The organism is Streptomyces sp. NPDC031554 (assembly GCF_055580685.1).
The window spans coordinates 795,258-811,178 of the sequence record NZ_JBVIKX010000001.1 but is presented as its reverse complement, the minus strand read 5'-3'; the positions used below and the strand labels follow the sequence as shown (position 1 = coordinate 811,178).

16 protein-coding genes are annotated in these 15,921 nt (G+C 72.3%); 7 read left to right on the top strand and 9 right to left on the bottom strand.

The window, feature by feature from the left end; all coding sequences use genetic code 11:
- Nucleotides 1-44 precede the first annotated feature (44 nt).
- Together ACZ5FU_RS03540 and ACZ5FU_RS03535 are read right to left on the bottom strand one after the other, a co-directional pair.
- Nucleotides 45-842 (bottom strand): hypothetical protein, encoded by a 798-nt coding sequence (locus tag ACZ5FU_RS03540; protein ID WP_451525275.1) that lies wholly within the window; start codon nt 840-842, stop codon nt 45-47.
- Between the two features lie 42 nt (nt 843-884).
- A complete protein-coding gene (locus tag ACZ5FU_RS03535; RefSeq protein WP_451525276.1) occupies nt 885-1,253 on the bottom strand; it encodes an LAETG motif-containing sortase-dependent surface protein in 369 nt (122 codons plus the stop codon).
- Between the two features lie 110 nt (nt 1,254-1,363).
- On the opposite strand from ACZ5FU_RS03535, the gene ACZ5FU_RS03530 reads away from it, so the two are divergent.
- The 4 genes from ACZ5FU_RS03530 to ACZ5FU_RS03515 all read left to right on the top strand — a co-directional run bounded on the left by ACZ5FU_RS03530 (nt 1,364) and on the right by ACZ5FU_RS03515 (nt 5,486).
- Nucleotides 1,364-1,717 carry a hypothetical protein gene (locus tag ACZ5FU_RS03530; protein WP_451525277.1) on the top strand — a complete coding sequence of 118 codons (354 nt, stop codon included), beginning with the start codon at nt 1,364-1,366 and terminating at the stop codon, nt 1,715-1,717.
- A 234-nt stretch (nt 1,718-1,951) separates the two neighbouring features.
- Nucleotides 1,952-3,199: a L,D-transpeptidase gene (locus ACZ5FU_RS03525; RefSeq protein WP_451525278.1), complete on the top strand. Its 1,248-nt coding sequence runs from the start codon at nt 1,952-1,954 to the stop codon at nt 3,197-3,199.
- Nucleotides 3,200-3,334: 135 nt separating this feature from the next.
- Entirely contained in the window at nt 3,335-4,765 is a 1,431-nt protein-coding gene (locus tag ACZ5FU_RS03520; RefSeq protein WP_468833558.1) for an ABC transporter permease, read from the top strand.
- 37 nt (nt 4,766-4,802) lie between these two features.
- Nucleotides 4,803-5,486, top strand: coding sequence for an ABC transporter ATP-binding protein (locus ACZ5FU_RS03515; RefSeq protein WP_451775205.1), 684 nt, complete (start codon nt 4,803-4,805; stop codon nt 5,484-5,486).
- Between the two features lie 150 nt (nt 5,487-5,636).
- Here the strand turns inward: ACZ5FU_RS03515 and ACZ5FU_RS03510 are convergent, their stop codons facing one another.
- Nucleotides 5,637-6,554, bottom strand: a complete 918-nt coding sequence (locus ACZ5FU_RS03510; protein WP_468833556.1) for a helix-turn-helix domain-containing protein — start codon at nt 6,552-6,554, stop codon at nt 5,637-5,639.
- A 168-nt stretch (nt 6,555-6,722) separates the two neighbouring features.
- Between ACZ5FU_RS03510 and ACZ5FU_RS03505 the strand changes: the two genes are divergently transcribed.
- A complete protein-coding gene (locus ACZ5FU_RS03505) occupies nt 6,723-7,766 on the top strand; it encodes an NAD(P)-dependent alcohol dehydrogenase (RefSeq protein WP_451775210.1) in 1,044 nt (347 codons plus the stop codon).
- A gap of 95 nt (nt 7,767-7,861) precedes the next feature.
- Here ACZ5FU_RS03505 and ACZ5FU_RS03500 read toward each other — a convergent pair whose 3' ends face one another.
- The gene (locus ACZ5FU_RS03500) at nt 7,862-8,602 is read right to left on the bottom strand and encodes a Type 1 glutamine amidotransferase-like domain-containing protein (protein WP_451525283.1); all 741 of its coding nucleotides are present in this window, start codon (nt 8,600-8,602) and stop codon (nt 7,862-7,864) included.
- 238 nt (nt 8,603-8,840) lie between these two features.
- Nucleotides 8,841-11,117, bottom strand: coding sequence for an NACHT domain-containing protein (locus ACZ5FU_RS03495; protein WP_468833552.1), 2,277 nt, complete (start codon nt 11,115-11,117; stop codon nt 8,841-8,843).
- 68 nt (nt 11,118-11,185) lie between these two features.
- On the opposite strand from ACZ5FU_RS03495, the gene ACZ5FU_RS03490 reads away from it, so the two are divergent.
- The gene (locus ACZ5FU_RS03490) at nt 11,186-11,491 is read left to right on the top strand and encodes a hypothetical protein (RefSeq protein WP_451525285.1); all 306 of its coding nucleotides are present in this window, start codon (nt 11,186-11,188) and stop codon (nt 11,489-11,491) included.
- A 344-nt stretch (nt 11,492-11,835) separates the two neighbouring features.
- Here ACZ5FU_RS03490 and ACZ5FU_RS03485 read toward each other — a convergent pair whose 3' ends face one another.
- Both ACZ5FU_RS03485 and ACZ5FU_RS03480 read right to left on the bottom strand, forming a co-directional pair.
- A complete protein-coding gene (locus ACZ5FU_RS03485) occupies nt 11,836-12,429 on the bottom strand; it encodes a DUF4291 domain-containing protein (protein ID WP_451775213.1) in 594 nt (197 codons plus the stop codon).
- A gap of 191 nt (nt 12,430-12,620) precedes the next feature.
- Nucleotides 12,621-13,739, bottom strand: coding sequence for a hypothetical protein (locus ACZ5FU_RS03480; RefSeq protein ID WP_451525287.1), 1,119 nt, complete (start codon nt 13,737-13,739; stop codon nt 12,621-12,623).
- 130 nt (nt 13,740-13,869) lie between these two features.
- On the opposite strand from ACZ5FU_RS03480, the gene ACZ5FU_RS03475 reads away from it, so the two are divergent.
- Entirely contained in the window at nt 13,870-15,024 is a 1,155-nt protein-coding gene (locus ACZ5FU_RS03475; protein ID WP_451525288.1) for a cystathionine gamma-synthase, read from the top strand.
- A 21-nt stretch (nt 15,025-15,045) separates the two neighbouring features.
- On the opposite strand, the gene ACZ5FU_RS03470 is transcribed toward ACZ5FU_RS03475, so the two are convergent.
- The gene (locus ACZ5FU_RS03470) at nt 15,046-15,294 is read right to left on the bottom strand and encodes a hypothetical protein (protein ID WP_451525289.1); all 249 of its coding nucleotides are present in this window, start codon (nt 15,292-15,294) and stop codon (nt 15,046-15,048) included.
- A complete protein-coding gene (locus tag ACZ5FU_RS03465; RefSeq protein ID WP_451525290.1) occupies nt 15,291-15,803 on the bottom strand; it encodes a sigma factor-like helix-turn-helix DNA-binding protein in 513 nt (170 codons plus the stop codon). The genes ACZ5FU_RS03470 and ACZ5FU_RS03465 overlap by 4 nt, the downstream gene beginning before the upstream one ends.
- Between the last annotated feature and the right edge of the window lie 118 nt (nt 15,804-15,921).

The following is a 15,921-nucleotide window of genomic DNA, read 5'->3' as shown; positions in this document are numbered from 1 at the left end:
CCCCGCCGACAGCGCACACGTGCTGTCGGCGGGGCCCCGCGCGCCTACTTGAGCTTGGCGACCTGCGCCTGGGAGACGGCGGCCGGGACCTCGGAGTTCCCGCCCTTGGCCAGTGCGCCGAGGTTGATGCCGTAGAACGTGGCGACCGTGCTGCCGCTGCGCACCACCTCGACCTGGAAGTCGGCCGTGCCCTCGCCGTCCATGTCGGCGACCACGGTGAAGGCCGCGGACTCCTCGCCGAGCCCCGAGGCCTTGGCCGAGGTGATCTTGGTGGCCTTCTGGGTCTCGCTGCCGGCCGTCATGCTGAACCCGCCGGAGCAGGCCGTGACGCTGTCGGTGACGGCCTTCATGGCCTTCTCGGCCCCGTCACCCTCGTAGGACGAGAGACCGACGAGGGTGGTGGTGACGTTGAAGGCGTCCTCGATGTCCGACTCGCTGATGTCCTCCGGCGACTTGGTGCTCGCCTGAGCCGACTTGTCCTCCGTGACGGTGTTCCGCGCGCTCACGTCCGTGTCACCCGGCGGGAGGGCGGATATGGCGTAGACGAGCGGCTCGCACGCGGCCTTGTCGACCTTCACCGCGCTCTTGGAGGCCGGCAGACTGGCGTCGCCCGCGTCGACCTTGTACCCCTTGACCTCGCCCTGGGCGAGCAGCAGCTTCTCCAGCTCGGCCGCGGTCAGGGCCTTCGCGGCCGGGGCCGAGGACGACGAGGAACCGGAATCCTTCGAGGACCCCTCGGAGTCCTTCTTCGACCCCTCGTCCGAGCAGCCCGTGATGAGGACGAGCGACAGTGCGCCCACAGCAGCCGTGGCGCACAGCCGCGCCCCCGATGATCTCTTCATGAGCGGACTATGAAGGTCGGGTCAAGTAAGCGTCAAATCCATTCAGAAACCCAGGCGTTCCCGGCGAACGGAATACGCCACGAATCCGGCACCGAGGGCGAGCAGGGTCGTCCCGCCCGCGATGTAGGGGGTGGTGTCGAAGCTTCCGGTGTCGGCGAGGCGGGTGCCGTCGGAGGCGTCGGCGCCGTCGGACGCGACGCTCGTGTCGACGGCGGAGGCCGTGTCGGCGGTGGTGAGGGCGGTGCCGGTGATGTCCGCGGACGCGGCCCGCGCCTGGGTGGTGACCTGCGTCGTCACGCCCGTTCTCGTGGAATCGTCCGGGGTCGCCTGGGCGTTCGGGACGAACCACAGGGCACCCAGCAGGGTTCCCGCGGCGGTGGCGGTCAGCAACGGACGGCGAGCGGATGACACGGAATATCGATCCCCTTGTGGCGCTGGCGAATTGGCCGTGTGCCCCCGATGCTAATGAACGGCGCGGGTCGCGGGAAAGCCGCGGGCGCCGGTAGCCGTAGGCTCCGGGGGTGACCAACCCAAAGACACCCTCTTTTGTCCGCCTTCGTGTCGAACTCGTCCTGGAGATCGACGACGAGGGCGCCCTCACCGCTGCCGCGCTACGACGACTCGCGGAGGAGGCCGCGGACCCGGACGTCCCGGAGAGTGAGCGCGCGCAGGCCGAGAGTGCTGTGACGGAAGACACGGCGGAGGCCCTCGCCTGCCTCGTGGACCCCTTCGATCTGGTCGGCGACATCCCCGGCGTCGAACTCCAGCAGGCCTCCTGGTCCACCGAACCCGTCGAGTACGACCCCGATTCGCCGGACTGGGACCTCGACGAGGATGATGACGGCGAGGACGGCCGCGCGGGCGGCATCGGCTGAGCGTCCGGGGGAATTCGTGACCCCGGGTGGCAACCGCCGCCCGGGGTTTCGTCGTCTCAGGGGACGCACCGACCGACACCCGCATCAGGGGCCCCGGGGGGCCGAGCGCCCGCGGACGTGGTGTGGCCCACACATCAGGCGTATGTGGAACGGGACGAACCGGTCGTAGCGTTGAAGTTCTTGACGGGGACTCCCGGGGTTCACCGGGAATCGGCGACGATGGAGAAGCGTGTGATGACGGACGGTAGGCGGCGCAGGGGTCTCATGACCGCGTCCGCCCTGCTCGGTGGTGTTCTGGTGCTCTCCGCGTGTTCGAGCGGCGACAGTGACGCGGCCGACAGCGGTGGCAGCTCCTCACAGGCCAAGGCCGACGAGGCGGCGGCCCAGAAGTCATCCCAGGCCCAGATCAAGATCACGCCCGCGGACGGCTCGGACAACGCCTCCATCAACAACTCCGCGACCGTCACCGTGAGCAAGGGCACCCTCACCCAGGTCACGATGACCGCGGCCGACGGCGCCACGGTGGCGGGCGAGCTGTCCGCCGACAAGACCAGCTGGAAGCCCAGCGGGCAGCTGGAGCGCTCGACCACCTACAAGCTGGCGGCGACCGCGAAGGACTCCAAGGGCCTGGAGGCCCACGAGAACGCCTCCTTCACCACGGTCTCCCCCGACAACAGCTTCATAGGCAACTTCACGCCGGAGGACGGCTCGACCGTCGGCGTGGGCATGCCGGTCTCCCTCAACTTCAACAAGGAGATCACCAACAAGGCCGCCGTCCAGAAGGGCGTCACGGTCACCTCCAGCAGCGGCCAGGAGGTCGCCTGCCACTGGTTCAACACCCAGCGCATGGACTGCCGTCCCGAGGACTACTGGCAGGAGAACTCCACCGTCACGCTGAAGCTCGCGCTCGACGGGGTCGAGGGCGCCGACGGCGTCTTCGGCGTCCAGCAGAAGACCGTCACCTTCAAGGTCGGCCGCAACCAGGTCACGTACGTCGACGCGAAGACCAAGCAGATGAAGGTCACGCAGGACGGCAAGACCGTGCGGACCATCCCGATCTCGGCCGGCTCGCCCGACAACAAGACGTACGAGGGCCAGATGGTGATCTCCGAGAAGTTCAAGGAGACCCGGATGAACGGCGCGACGGTCGGCTTCACCGACGACGACGGCAAGGGCGAGTACGACATCAAGGACGTGCCGCACGCCATGCGCCTGACCAACTCCGGCACCTTCGTGCACGGCAACTACTGGGGCGCGAAGTCCATCTTCGGCTCGGTGAACACCAGCCACGGCTGCGTCGGCCTGTCCGACACCAAGGGCGCCGACGACCCGAACACCCCGGGCGCCTGGTTCTTCAACAGCTCGATCGTGGGTGACGTGATCGTCGTCCAGAACACCGGCGACAAGACCGTCTCGCCGGACAACGGCCTCAACGGCTGGAACATGGACTGGGCGCAGTGGAAGGCCGGTTCGGCCGCCTGACGCACATCCCTCCCCCAGCCCACCGGTGCCGCCCCCAGGGGCGGCACCGGTGTTTCCGGGGCCGGACACAGCCTTCTCATGCTTCTCTTATCTCCGCCTTACGCCTTCATCACGGTCCGTACCTAGCTTGCGGCCATGTTCTTCACCTACCTGAGGCGCGAACTGCGCCGCCGCAGAAAAGCGGCCCTCGTCGTCGCCTCCGGACTGGCCCTGGGCATCGCGCTGGTCATCGTCGTCACCTCCGTCTCCGCCGGCATGGGCACGGCCCAGGACAAGGTCCTCCAGTCCCTCTACGGCCTGGGCACGGACATGACGGTCACCAAGGCGGCCGAGCCCACCGCCGACGCCTCCGAGCGCCCGCGGTTCCAGTTCGACGCGCAGGACGGCGACTCCGGCACCGAGCAGAGCAGCGACCGCGTCATGGTCCAGGGCTTCCAGACCCTGTCGGCCGCCACCGTCACCGAGGTCGGCAGGCAGAGCGGGGTCTCCGGCGCGGTCGGCGGACTGAGCCTGCAGGTCGTCAAGGTCGACGGTCAGTTCACCCGCGGCCAGTTCCAGCAGGGCGAGGGCGGTCCCGGCGGCGGCCGGCCGCAGGGCGAGGTCAAGGGCGGCGGCGCCGAGTTCGACGTCGACAACTACTCCGTCTACGGCACCGACGTCACCCGGCCCGCGCTCGGCCCGCTGACCTCCTCGAAGATCACCAGCGGCCGTACCTTCAAGACCACCGAGACGAACGCGAAGGTCGCCGTCGTCGACTCGGCGTACGCCAAGGAGAAGAAGCTCAAGGCCGGTTCGACGCTCACCGTCAAGAGCGTGAAGTTCAGCGTCATCGGCATCGCCACCGCCGACAGCGGGGACTCCGCCGCCAACGTCTACATCCCGCTGACGCAGGCTCAGACGATCAGCGACTCCAAGGACAAGGTCACCACGATCTACGTCCAGGCGACCGACTCGCAGAAGATCGACAGCGTCAAGTCCGCGATCCGGAAGAACGTCCCGGGCACGACGGTGACGACCTCCGCGGACCTCGCCGACACCGTCTCCGGCTCCCTCTCCACGGCCGCCTCGCTCGCCACCAGCGTCGGCACCTGGCTGTCCGTCGCGGTCCTCGTCGCCGCGTTCCTGGTCGCCGGACTCCTCACCTCCTCCGCGGTGTCCCGGCGCGTGCGCGAGTTCGGCACGCTCAAGGCACTCGGCTGGAAGTCCGGCCGGGTCACCCGGCAGGTCGTCGGCGAGGCCATGGTCAACGGCCTCCTCGGCGGCGTCCTGGGCATCGCGCTGGGCCTCGCCGGCGCCTACGCCGTGACCGCCGTCAGCCCCACCCTCCAGGCCGAGACGGGCGGCTCCGCCGCCGGCGGCCAGGGCGGTCCCGGCGGCGGCTTCGGCGGACCGGGCCGGCAGGCCGCGGCCCGCACCCTCGACGTGGCGCTGACGGCGCCGGTGAGCGTCACGACGGTGGCCGTCGCGGTCGGACTCGCCGTCGCCGGCGGTCTGATCGCGGGGGCGTTCGGTGGCTGGCGGGCGTCCCGGCTGCGGCCGGCCGACGCGCTGCGGCGCGTCGAGTAGCCAACCCACCCCACCCACCCCAGGAGTTGTTGTCCCCATGTACGAACTCAGAGGCGTCACCAAGCGCTACACCCGCGGCAAGGACGTCGTCCACGCCCTCGACGGGGTCGACCTGACCGTCCCGGACGGCGACCGGCTCGTCATCCAGGGCCCCACCGGAGGCGGCAAGTCCACCCTCCTGCAGATGCTCGGCGGGCTCGACCGGCCCAGCGCGGGCGAGGTCGTCCTCGACGGCACCGACCTGGCCGGACTCTCCGAGGCCAGGCTCACGAAGGTGCGCAGCGAGAACATCGGCTTCGTCTTCCAGGCCTTCAACCTCATCCCCACGCTCACCGCGCAGGAGAACGTCGAGACCGCCCTCGTCCCGCTCGGCGTCAAGGGCGGGGAACGGCGCGAACGGGCCGCCGAGGCCCTGAGGTCCGTCGGCCTCGGCGAGCGGCTCGGACACCTCCCCAGCGAGATGTCCGGCGGCCAGCAGCAGCGCGTCGCCATCGCCCGCGCGCTGGTGAAGCAGCCCAAGGTGCTGCTCGCCGACGAGCCCACCGGCAACCTCGACGAGGGCATGCGCGACGAGATCATGGACGTGCTGCACACCCTGTGGAAGGAGCGCGGCCTGACCTTCATCATGGTCACCCACGACTCCACCATCGCGAAGCGGGCCCCGCGCGTGGCCACCATCCGCAAGGGGAGGATCACCGTCAGAGAGAACGCCGTCTCCTGAGGCGGTACGACGCCCCGCGACCCGGCGCGCCCCGACCCGACGCCGTACGGCGCCCCGCGACGCGGCGGCACGCGCCCGGCGGACGGCCCCCGCGCCCCCGGCGCCCCCGGCGGGCCGTCCGCACCGGACCCGGGGAGCGCCCCGTCGTCGTCACACCGACGACGACGGGGCGCCCGCCCCCGCCCGGCTCGCGTCCGCCCCCCAGCTCGCCAGCAGCCGCAGCGCCTGGGCCGAGGGCGACCCCGGCTCCGCGTGGTACGTCACCATCGACTGCTCGCTCTCCCCGAGCAGCTGGAACCCCTCGAAGTTCAGGGACAGCTGACCCACCAGCGGATGGTGCAGCAGCTTCACGCCGTAGGACTTCTCCTTGACGTCGTGGGTCGCCCACAGCCGCCGGAAGTCCTCGCTCTTCACCGACAGCTCACCCACCAGCGCCGACAGCCGCGGATCGTCCGGGTGGCAGCCGGCGTCCATCCGCAGCGCGCACACGATGTCGATCGCCTTCTGCTCCCAGTCCACGAACAGATCGCGGTAGGCGGGCCGCAGGAACACCAGCCGCGCCCAGTTCCGCTCGGCGACCGGCAGCTCGCCCCAGTCCCCGAACACGGCCGCCGCCATCGGGTTCCAGGCGAGGATCTCCGTCCGCCGCCCCACCACGTACGCCGGCACCCCGTCCATCAGGGCCAGCAGATCCCGCAGCGCCGGACGCACCTGCCGGCTCCGCGCCGCCGGCTTCTTCTTGTGCTGCTTCGGCTTGGCGAGGTGGGTCAGGTGCGCGTGCTCGGCGTCGGTCAGCCGCAACGCGCGGGCGATCGAGTCCAGCACCTCCGTGGACACGTTGCGCCCGTTGCCCTGCTCCAGGCGCGTGTAGTACGCCACCGACACCCCGGCCAGCTGCGCCAGCTCCTCGCGCCGCAGCCCCGGCACCCGGCGGTGCCGCCCGAAGTCGGGCAGCCCCACGTCCCCCGGCTTCAGCCGGGCGCGCCGGGTGCGCAGGAACTCGCTGAGTTCGGCACGCCGGTCCAGACGCCCGCCGGGCTGCGGTACGGCATCGGCCTGTTCTTCCATACGTCCAGTATTCACGGTCGTACGCAGGCGAACCTGACCCCGCCAGTGGTAGGCACAGCGGACGTAGGCACAGGTGAGGTCTGGGTGGACGCGCCGATACGGGGCAGGCTGGACGCCGTGCCCGGTCCGAAGGCCGACCGGGCGTACGACTGCTAGGAGAACCCCGGCATGACCACTGTTGCCGCGTACGCCGCACCGTCCGCCAAGGCTCCGCTGGAGCGCACGACGATCGAGCGACGGGAGGTCCGCGAGCACGACGTCCTGATCGACATCAAGTTCGCGGGCATCTGCCACTCCGACATCCACCAGGCCCGCGAGGGCTGGGGGCAGGCCATCTTCCCGATGGTCCCCGGCCACGAGATCACGGGCGTCGTCTCCGAGGTCGGCCCCGGTGTGACCCGGTTCGCCGTCGGCGACCGCGTGGGCGTCGGCTGCATGGTCGACTCCTGCCGCGAGTGCGACAACTGCCGGGCCGGCCTGGAGCAGTACTGCACCGGCGGCGGCATGATCGGCACGTACAACGCCGTCGGCAAGGACGGCGAGCCCACCTACGGCGGCTACGCGCAGAAGATCGTCGTCGACGAGAACTACGTCGTCCGCGTCCCCGACGGCCTCGCCCTCGACGTGGCCGCCCCGCTGCTCTGCGCCGGCATCACCACCTACTCCCCGCTGAAGCACTGGAACGCCGGCCCCGGCAAGAAGGTCGCCGTCCTCGGCATGGGCGGCCTCGGCCACATGGGCGTCAAGATCGCGCACGCCCTCGGCGCCGAGGTGACCGTGCTCTCCCAGTCGCTGCGCAAGAAGGACGACGGCCTGAAGCTGGGCGCCGACCACTACTACGCCACCAGCGACCCCGAGACCTTCAAGGAGCTGGCCGGCACCTTCGACCTGATCCTGTCCACCGTCTCCGCCCCGCTCGCCCTGGACTCCTACCTCGCCCTGCTGCGCACGGACGGCGCCTTCGTCAACGTCGGCGCCCCCGAGGAGCCCGTCGCGCTCAACCTGTTCTCGGTGATCGGCGGCCGCAAGACCCTCGCCGGCTCCAGCATCGGCGGCATCCGGGAGACCCAGGAGATGCTGGACTTCTGCGCCGAGCACGGCTTCGGTGCCGAGATCGAGCTGATCAGCGCCTCCGAGATCAACGAGGCGTACGAGCGGGTGCTGGCCAGCGACGTCCGCTACCGCTTCGTGATCGACACGGCGACCATCTGACGTCCCGCGTCACCCCCGCGTCACCCCCGACGAGCCCCCGGCCGCACCCGCCGGGGCCTCGTCGTACGCCCCTCCCCGCGGCGGCCGGACCGGCCTCAGCCCGCGGAGAACGACTCACCGGCGCCGTACGACCGCACCAGCGTGCCGCCGCCCGGCGCGGGGCGTACGGAGTGGGCGCGGCCGAGTCCCGCGACCCGCGCCCGTCCGCCCGCGACCCGCACCACCGTGTTCTCGTCGACGGCGACCCCGTGCGCGAGCCGCCCGTCCGCCACCACCGAGGTCAGCCGCGCCAGCGTCCCCCACTGCGCCGCGTGCACGTCCACCCCGAACGGCACCAGCCCCAGACCGGACCGCACCTCGATCTCCTCCAGGTCCTCCGCGGTGTCCGGCGGACACACCACCACCCCGTCCGCCAGCCAGCCCCCGACCACCGCGTCCCGCGCCGCGATCGCGGCCCCCGCCGAGTAACCGGCGTACGGCACGCCCCGCTCGGCGAGCAGCGCGGGCAGCGCGTCGGCACTGCCGGCGAACGCCTCCCGGTAGGCCGGTGTCAGCCCGCCGCACACCAGCAGCGCGTCCACGTCCGCCGTCAGCGCCCCCGGCTCGAACGGCTCCCCCAGCGGCAGCAGCAGCGGCACCGGCACGCAGTCGCCGGCCTTGCGCAGCAGGGCGTCGTACCGGCCGAGGAGAGAGGCACCGTCGCCCTCGTCGACGAGGACGCACAGCACCCGGGGCACGGCCACGGCGGCGGCGCGCAGGAACGGCCCGTAGAGGGCACCGGCGGCCGACTCGTCGTGCCCCCCACCGATCAGGAACACATCACTGCTGCCGCTCATACGGAATCCCCCCGGGACTTGTGCCTACGACGCCGACGGACACGGCCGCCCCCACGGACGGCCCGGACGCCCGGGGCAGTAACTCACGAACGGACGGCGGCGCGCTGCCGATTTTCGCGCCGCGCTCGCCCGGCGACGGGCTCGGCGACGGGCGCGGAGCGTGCTCCGGCCGGCCGCGGCACCCGGCGTCGGCGGTGAAGACCTCGGCGGCGCACGTCCCGCAACCCACCGGCGGCCGTCAGTCCCCGGCCCCGGTGACGCCGAGCCGTTCGCGGGCGGGCTCCAGGCCGTCGTCGACCATTCCCGGACCGGTCCACTCCACGAGGAGGGAGCAGGGCTCGCCGTCCAGCCTCCGCAGCGAGAGGGAGACCGGGCGGCGCTCCGGGAGGGCCGGCTCGGACGGGTCCCGCACGGGGACCTCCGCGGAGTCCTCCAGGGTGAAGGACACCGGCGTCTCTCCCGCGATGGCCAACGTCACCTCGACGGCGCCTCCGCCGCAGCCGTCGGCCTTCATCCGGCCGCTCCAGCCCTGGATGGAGCGGCCGTGCAGGGCCGACGGCATCCAGACCGTGCGGCGGGAGGACCCCTCGGGCAGTCTCCACGACAGGATCGGGACGCCGCTGCACAGGCCGGCGTCGCCGACCGGGCAGACGGAGGTGTCGACGTAACTGGCGGGCTCGTCCCCGGAGAGGTAGACCAACTCGATCTGGGTCGAGGAGGCGTACATCATGGACACCATGGCGAGGCCGAGGAGTGCGGAACCCACCTGCACCAGACTGGCGAAGACCGGCAGCAGCGGTCTCCACGGCTGCCACCTGGCGTGCCACTCGCCGTGAACCGACCGGGACGGGTGCCCCGAGACCCTGCCGCTCAGTTGCCTCAGCACCAGTTCGTGCCGGAACTGGTGGACCGCACCGATCTGACGGAGCACGCCCAGTCCCCGGGCGTCTTCGAGGAACGCCGACAGCCGCCAGGGAAGCCGGCGCGTGAGCCAGAACCACGAGCGGGACACCTGGTACGAGCCCCAGGCGGACCCGAGCAGGGTGGCGATGCCCGAGACGACACCGACGACCGTGCCGTAGTACCAGACGATCCGCCCCTGCGCCCCGAGCGTCCCCGCCAGCCACCATGCCGCGGAGGCCCCCGTGACGCCGGTGATCGCCAGCGCCGACGCACCCCCGATGAGCGCGTACCGGTGGAGGAGGGCCTTCGGCCCGTGCACGCCGCCCTGCGGCACGTACACCTGCTTCAGGTCGGCCCGGACCAGGGCGTGCGCCCCCCATCCGCCGAGTCCGGCCAGCACCCCGGTCGCCACTCCCCACCCCGGGCCGAACAGGGCGTGCAGGAACCAGCCCCACACGGCGCCGAAGGCCAGACCGACCAACGGTCCCGTCAGCCGGGCGTTGATCTGCCACCAGGCGAAGTCGTTCGTCCTGTCCCGCTGCATCTGGCGTGCGATCAGCCTCAGGTACCGCCTCGCCGTCTCCTCCTTGTAGCGGCCGGGCGGCTGCTCGGTGTAGACGGCGGGCAGGTACCGGCTCAACAAGTCCTTCTCGATGTCCTCCTGGGAGCGCCCGCCCGACACCAGCTCCCCGGGCTCCGTGAGGTGCGCCCGGTAGGCCGTCTTGACCAGGTACAGCATCAGGGGCGAGGTCATCGTCCGGGCCGGCGCGGAGTCCGGTTCCCCGCGCACGGCGTCGAAGACCGCGTCCCAGCGGTCGTCCCCGGTCACCTGCGACCGTGTCAGGTAGGTGATCGCGGCACCCGCCTCCACGGATTCGAGCTCCACGACCGCGGCTCTGGTCAGGCGGGCTCCGGCCCGGCACGTGGTCTCGTACTCGTCGCCGCGGCTGGTGACCAGCAGCCAGCAGCCCGGCGGAACCGCCTTGTCGATCGCCTCGACCGCCCGGACGCGCAGCGGCTCCGGCAGTTCGTCCAGGCCGTCGAGCACGGGCATCACCCTGCACTCGTCGAACAGGTCGGCCGCCGGGTCCGCCCTGAACCTCCACCGGCTGCTCAGGGCGGGGCTGTTCTGCCGGATCTGCCGGAGGATCCATTCCCGCATCGGGATCGCCGGACGCCATGACGACAGCGACATCAGCACCGGGACGGGGTCACCGGGCCGGGGGTCCCCGGCCATGTCGTGGACGAGCTGTACCGCGACGACGCTCTTGCCGGTGCCCGCCTCTCCCAGGACCACGAGCTGATGCAGCGGGAGACTCCGGCAGGTGTCCGGCGTCCGGGTCACCGTGCCCGCCAGCTCCTCCGGAGGGACGCCCAGCACCTCCCGCGACGGCTGGACGGGCCGGCCGCTGCCCTTCCAGACGATCTCGATCAGGGTCGGCTGCCGCAGTTCGAGACGGGCCACCGCGTGCCGCGCCCTGGACAGGACGTCCTTCCGTAACCGGTCCGCCGCGCGATCCAGGTCCGTACCGGCCGGTTCGCCGTTCATGAACACGAACAGGTCGCGGCCGACCGCGTTGTCCTTGACCGTCTGCCGACGATTGCCCCACACGGTGTTTCCCCCCATGCTGAAGAACCGGCCTGCAATGGTACGAAGGCGACGGGGGGACGGTGAGGGGTATGACGGCTGCGCGTATGGCGGCGGCCGGGTCCGTGGTGGTGGCCGCGGCGGTGAACGTGGCCACCGGAATGCTGACCCAGAACTGGACGGCGGCATGGCTGGCCTGCACGGCCGCACTGGTGGTGCTGGGTGCCGCTCTGGCGGTGTGGCAGGCGACGTCCGGTGAGGCGACGCCCCGACGCCGGCAGCGGGCCAGGGACGTCGAAGTCGGCGGATCACTGGGGCAGACGATGAACGGGCCCGGCGAGCAGACCGTGAGGGGCGCCAGGATCGAGGGGGACCTGACCATGCGCCAGGAGGACTGAGGCCTCGGGGCGCCCACGGCGGTGACGGGCGGAGCGCCCCGGTCCACGGCCGCTTCCCGTCCGGCCGGCGGCACGTTCTCGGCAGCCGGCCGTTCGAACGGTCGACGCGGGGGCCTGCGGCCTCCGCCCCCACCCGGCGGAGCAGCCGTGGACCGGCGGCGACGGTCCGGTGTCCGTCGAGGACGTGGCCGGGACCCGGCATGCCCGGTCCGTCGGCCGGCCCCCGGTCCGGCGGTCCCCGGTTCGGCCCCCCGTTCCGGTACCGGCGCCCCGACCCGGCGCCCCTATCCGGCGGTCGCCGGTGCCGCGGCCGCTTCGGGGCACCCCGTGCCGGGTGGGTCCGGTCATCCCAGGAGGTGGGCGAGAGAGCCCTCTCCGGGGACGTAGGGCCGTTCGCCGGGCAGCAGCCGGGCGGCGGACTCCACGTCACCGCCGCGGACGAGGGAGTGGATCTCCCGGGCGAGCGGGGTCACGTCGCGGACGGCGACCGTCCACTCGTCCGCGTAGCGCCGTGCGGCCTCCCCGGTGAGGCCCAGTTGCAGGGACCGGTACGGCAGGGGCCGCAGGTGCAGGTCCCGCTCGGGATCCCACTGCACGCGGGTGGGCGCGCGCCTCAACTGACGCTGCCAGGCGGCCCGGTCGGCGTGGACCCCGCGGACGTGGCTCGACAGGCACGCGTGGCGCAGCGCCCACTCGAAGCCCTCGCGCGAGATCTCGACGGCGAGAACGGTCTCCTGCCCGGCCTTGGTGCCCCAGCCGCAGCGGTACATCATCCACAGGAACGACGGTTTGATCCACGTCATCCGGTCCCGCTTCCACGCGGCGGGGAAGCGGCCGTCGCGGGCGGCGGGCACGCCGATCTCCGGTGAGTACGCCTGGTAGACGGTGACCGTGGACTCCGTGTGGACGGCGCGGATGCGGCGTTGCGGTTCTTCCATGACGTACAGCGTGCGGCCGCCCGGTCCGGGCGGCCACCGATTTAGGTCCTCGGCCCTCGGCCCCTGCCGAGCCGACCGGGCAGGAGACCCCGCCCCGACCGGGCCGCGGCAGCCGTTCGTTCCCGGCGGGGCAGAGGTGCTGCCGGTGGTGGGACTCCGGCCGGGCTCCGGGCCGGAGTCCCGGGCCGGGCTCAGTGCGGGAGCGACGCGGGACTGCCGCCGTTGGCCTCGTACCCCGCCACGGCCAGCGCGCGGTACACCGCGAACTCGCCCGCCGGGTCGGCGGACAGGGTCCAGGGCAGCGCGCCCACGTGGCCGTCGACGTGGACCAGCTGGTCCACCGCCTCCGACCAGCGTTCGGCGCGCACCAGGAAGAAGACCAGGAGGTGGCGCACGTGCGCCAGCATGGGATCGTCGGGGCGGGCCGCGTGCACGGCGAACAGGGCGCCGTGGATCGCCTTGGTCACGACCTCGCTCCGGTAGAAACCGGTGACCAGGTTGACCTCGGGCAGGTGCTCGAACACCGCGAAGAGGGGCATCGCCGCGAGGAGGGAACCCCGGGGTGCGCGCGCCGCCGCGGCCTCCGCGAAGGACATCGCCGTCTCGCGCGAGCCGTGCCACTTCTCGCACCAGTAGTGCAGGGCCGCCAGATGCGCGCCCATGTGCGCGGGGGCGCGGTCCAGGATCTTCAGCCAGAGCTGTTCGAACTCACGCTGCGAGTAGGCCAGGCCGCGCGCCACCGACAGCTCGACGACGTACGGGATCGGGTCACCGGGGGCGAGCAGCGCCGCCTGCCCGCAGGCGTCCTTCGCCTCCTCCATGATGATCCGGAAGTCGTCCGTGCCCGGCGTCGAGGTGCGCCACGCCTGCTGCACGAGGAACTCGGCGTGCACCGCCGCCCCGCCCGGATCCTTGGGCACCTCGGCGCGCCACACCCGCAGCCACTGACCGCCCGGTGTGTCACCGACCCCGCCGGGCCGCTGCTGGAGCTCCAGCGCGGCGGCGCCCGCGAAGGCCTGCACGCGCTGCCAGCGCCGCTCGCCCTCGGCCTCGGTGCCGCCCAGCAGCTGCTGGGCGGCCCGGTAGTCCTGGGTGCGCTGCACCACGTTCAGGACGTCGAGCAGGTCCTGGTCGGGACCGGGCATGCGGATGTCCAGCTCCTCCTCGCGGACGAAGCCGTAGTCCGCGGGGTCCGCGGCGTCGGGGTGGCCGGACGGGACCTGCTCGATCCCGCCGCGCCTGCGCCGCAGGAACGGCAGCAGCACGAAGCTGAGCATGACCAGCGCGATCAGGACCCACAGAATTTCCATGCCCCAAGGGTTCCAGACGCCGCCGACAATTGGCCAACCTCCTCCGCCGGCCTGGGGAAAACCTCCCGGCGGGACGGCGGGCGCCCCGCCGTCCCGCACCTTCGCCTCCGGCGCACTACGCTCGGTGCTCATGAGCGACAGGCACATCAGTCAGCACTTCGAGACCCTCGCGATCCATGCGGGCAACACCGCGGATCCCCTCACCGGCGCGGTCGTCCCGCCGATCTACCAGGTCTCGACCTACAAGCAGGACGGCGTCGGCGGCCTGCGGGGCGGCTACGAGTACAGCCGCAGCGCCAACCCGACCAGGACCGCCCTGGAGGAGAACCTGGCCGCCCTGGAGGGCGGCGTCCGGGGCCTCGCGTTCGCTTCCGGACTGGCGGCCGAGGACTGCCTGTTGCGTACGCTGCTCAGCCCCGGCGACCACGTGGTGATCCCCAACGACGCGTACGGCGGCACCTTCCGGCTGTTCGCGAAGGTCGTCTCCCGGTGGGGCGTGGAGTGGTCGGTGGCCGACACCGGCGACGCGGCCGCCGTACGGGCCGCGATCACCCCGAAGACGAAGGCGGTGTGGGTGGAGACCCCCTCCAACCCGCTGCTCGGCATCACCGACATCGCGGCCGTCGCGCAGGTGGCGCGGGACGCGGGCGCCCGGCTCGTCGTCGACAACACCTTCGCCACGCCGTACCTCCAGCAGCCGCTGGCGCTCGGCGCGGACGTCGTCGTGCACTCGCTGACCAAGTACATGGGCGGCCACTCGGACGTCGTCGGCGGTGCGCTGATCACGGGCGACCGGGAACTCGGCGAGGAGCTGGCGTACCACCAGAACGCGATGGGCGCGGTCGCCGGGCCGTTCGACTCCTGGCTGGTGCTGCGGGGCACGAAGACGCTGTCGGTGCGCATGGACCGGCACAGCGAGAACGCGACCAAGGTCGCCGACATGCTCACCCGGCACGCGCGCGTGACGAGCGTGCTCTACCCGGGCCTGCCCGACCACCCCGGTCACGAGGTCGCCGCCAAGCAGATGCGGGCGTTCGGCGGCATGGTGTCGTTCCGGGTGGCGGGCGGCGAGGAGGCGGCGGTCGAGGTGTGCAACCGCGCCCAGGTGTTCACGCTGGGCGAGTCCCTCGGCGGCGTGGAGTCGCTGATCGAGCACCCCGGGCGCATGACGCACGCCTCCACCGCCGGTTCGGCCCTGGAGGTCCCGGCCGACCTGGTCCGCGTCTCGGTCGGCATCGAGAACGTCGACGACCTCCTGGCCGACCTCCAGCAGGCCCTCGGCTAGCTTCCGGCCACGGGCCGGACCTCACCAGCCGGTCAGGGGTGGGGTCGTCTCCGACGGCGGCTCCACCCACGGCTCGGCCACCGTCGCCCAGACGGCGAACGCGACGACCGCGGCCCACAGCAGCAGCCACAGCAGGCGCCGGGCGAGCGTACGACGGCGCAGCATACGGCTGCCGCGGCGGACGGCGTCCGTGCACAGCCCGGGCGGCGGCCGGGGCACCGTCCGCTCCATGATCTGCCGTACGGCGGCCTCCCGCTGGGGCCGGTTCACGTCGGTGCCGCCTTCTTCGCGGGGGTGCGGGGCGCGGGTGCCGGGGGCGGGTGCAGGACGGTCGCCGTCGCCCGGTCGCAGAGCGTGTGGACGCGTTCCGCGGGCAGGCCGAGCAGGGCCGCTACCTGTTCCTCGCCGACACCCTCGTAGAGCCTGAGGACCAGGACGAGGCGTTCGCGCGGGGTGAGGCCCGCCAGCGGTCCGGTCAACGGCCGAGGGGGCCGACGGGGCCGGGCCAGGACGGCGTACCGGTGCCAGGCGGTGTCGGCGAAGCGGACGGCGAGGCACCGGCGCGCGTGCTCGTAGGGATCCTCGCCGTGCAGCCGGTCCCAGCACGCGTAGGTGTGCGCGAGGGCGTGCGTCAGCAGTCGTCGCGCGCGCGGGTTGTCGTCGGACGCTTCCCCGGTGAGCAGAGTGGCGGTCTGCGTCAGCCGTCCGCCCGCACCCGCCACGAACGCCTCGAAATCCTTGGCCCGCCGGGCGTCCCGAACCGCATGCCGTACCCGCACCGCGCGCCTCCCGCCTGTCGGCGACCCCCGGGGAACGGATCCCGGCCGGCTGTGGCGAACGGGGACCCGGTCTCATATGAGGCCAGGGTCGGGCCGTCGGTCAAGAGCCGCGCACGCG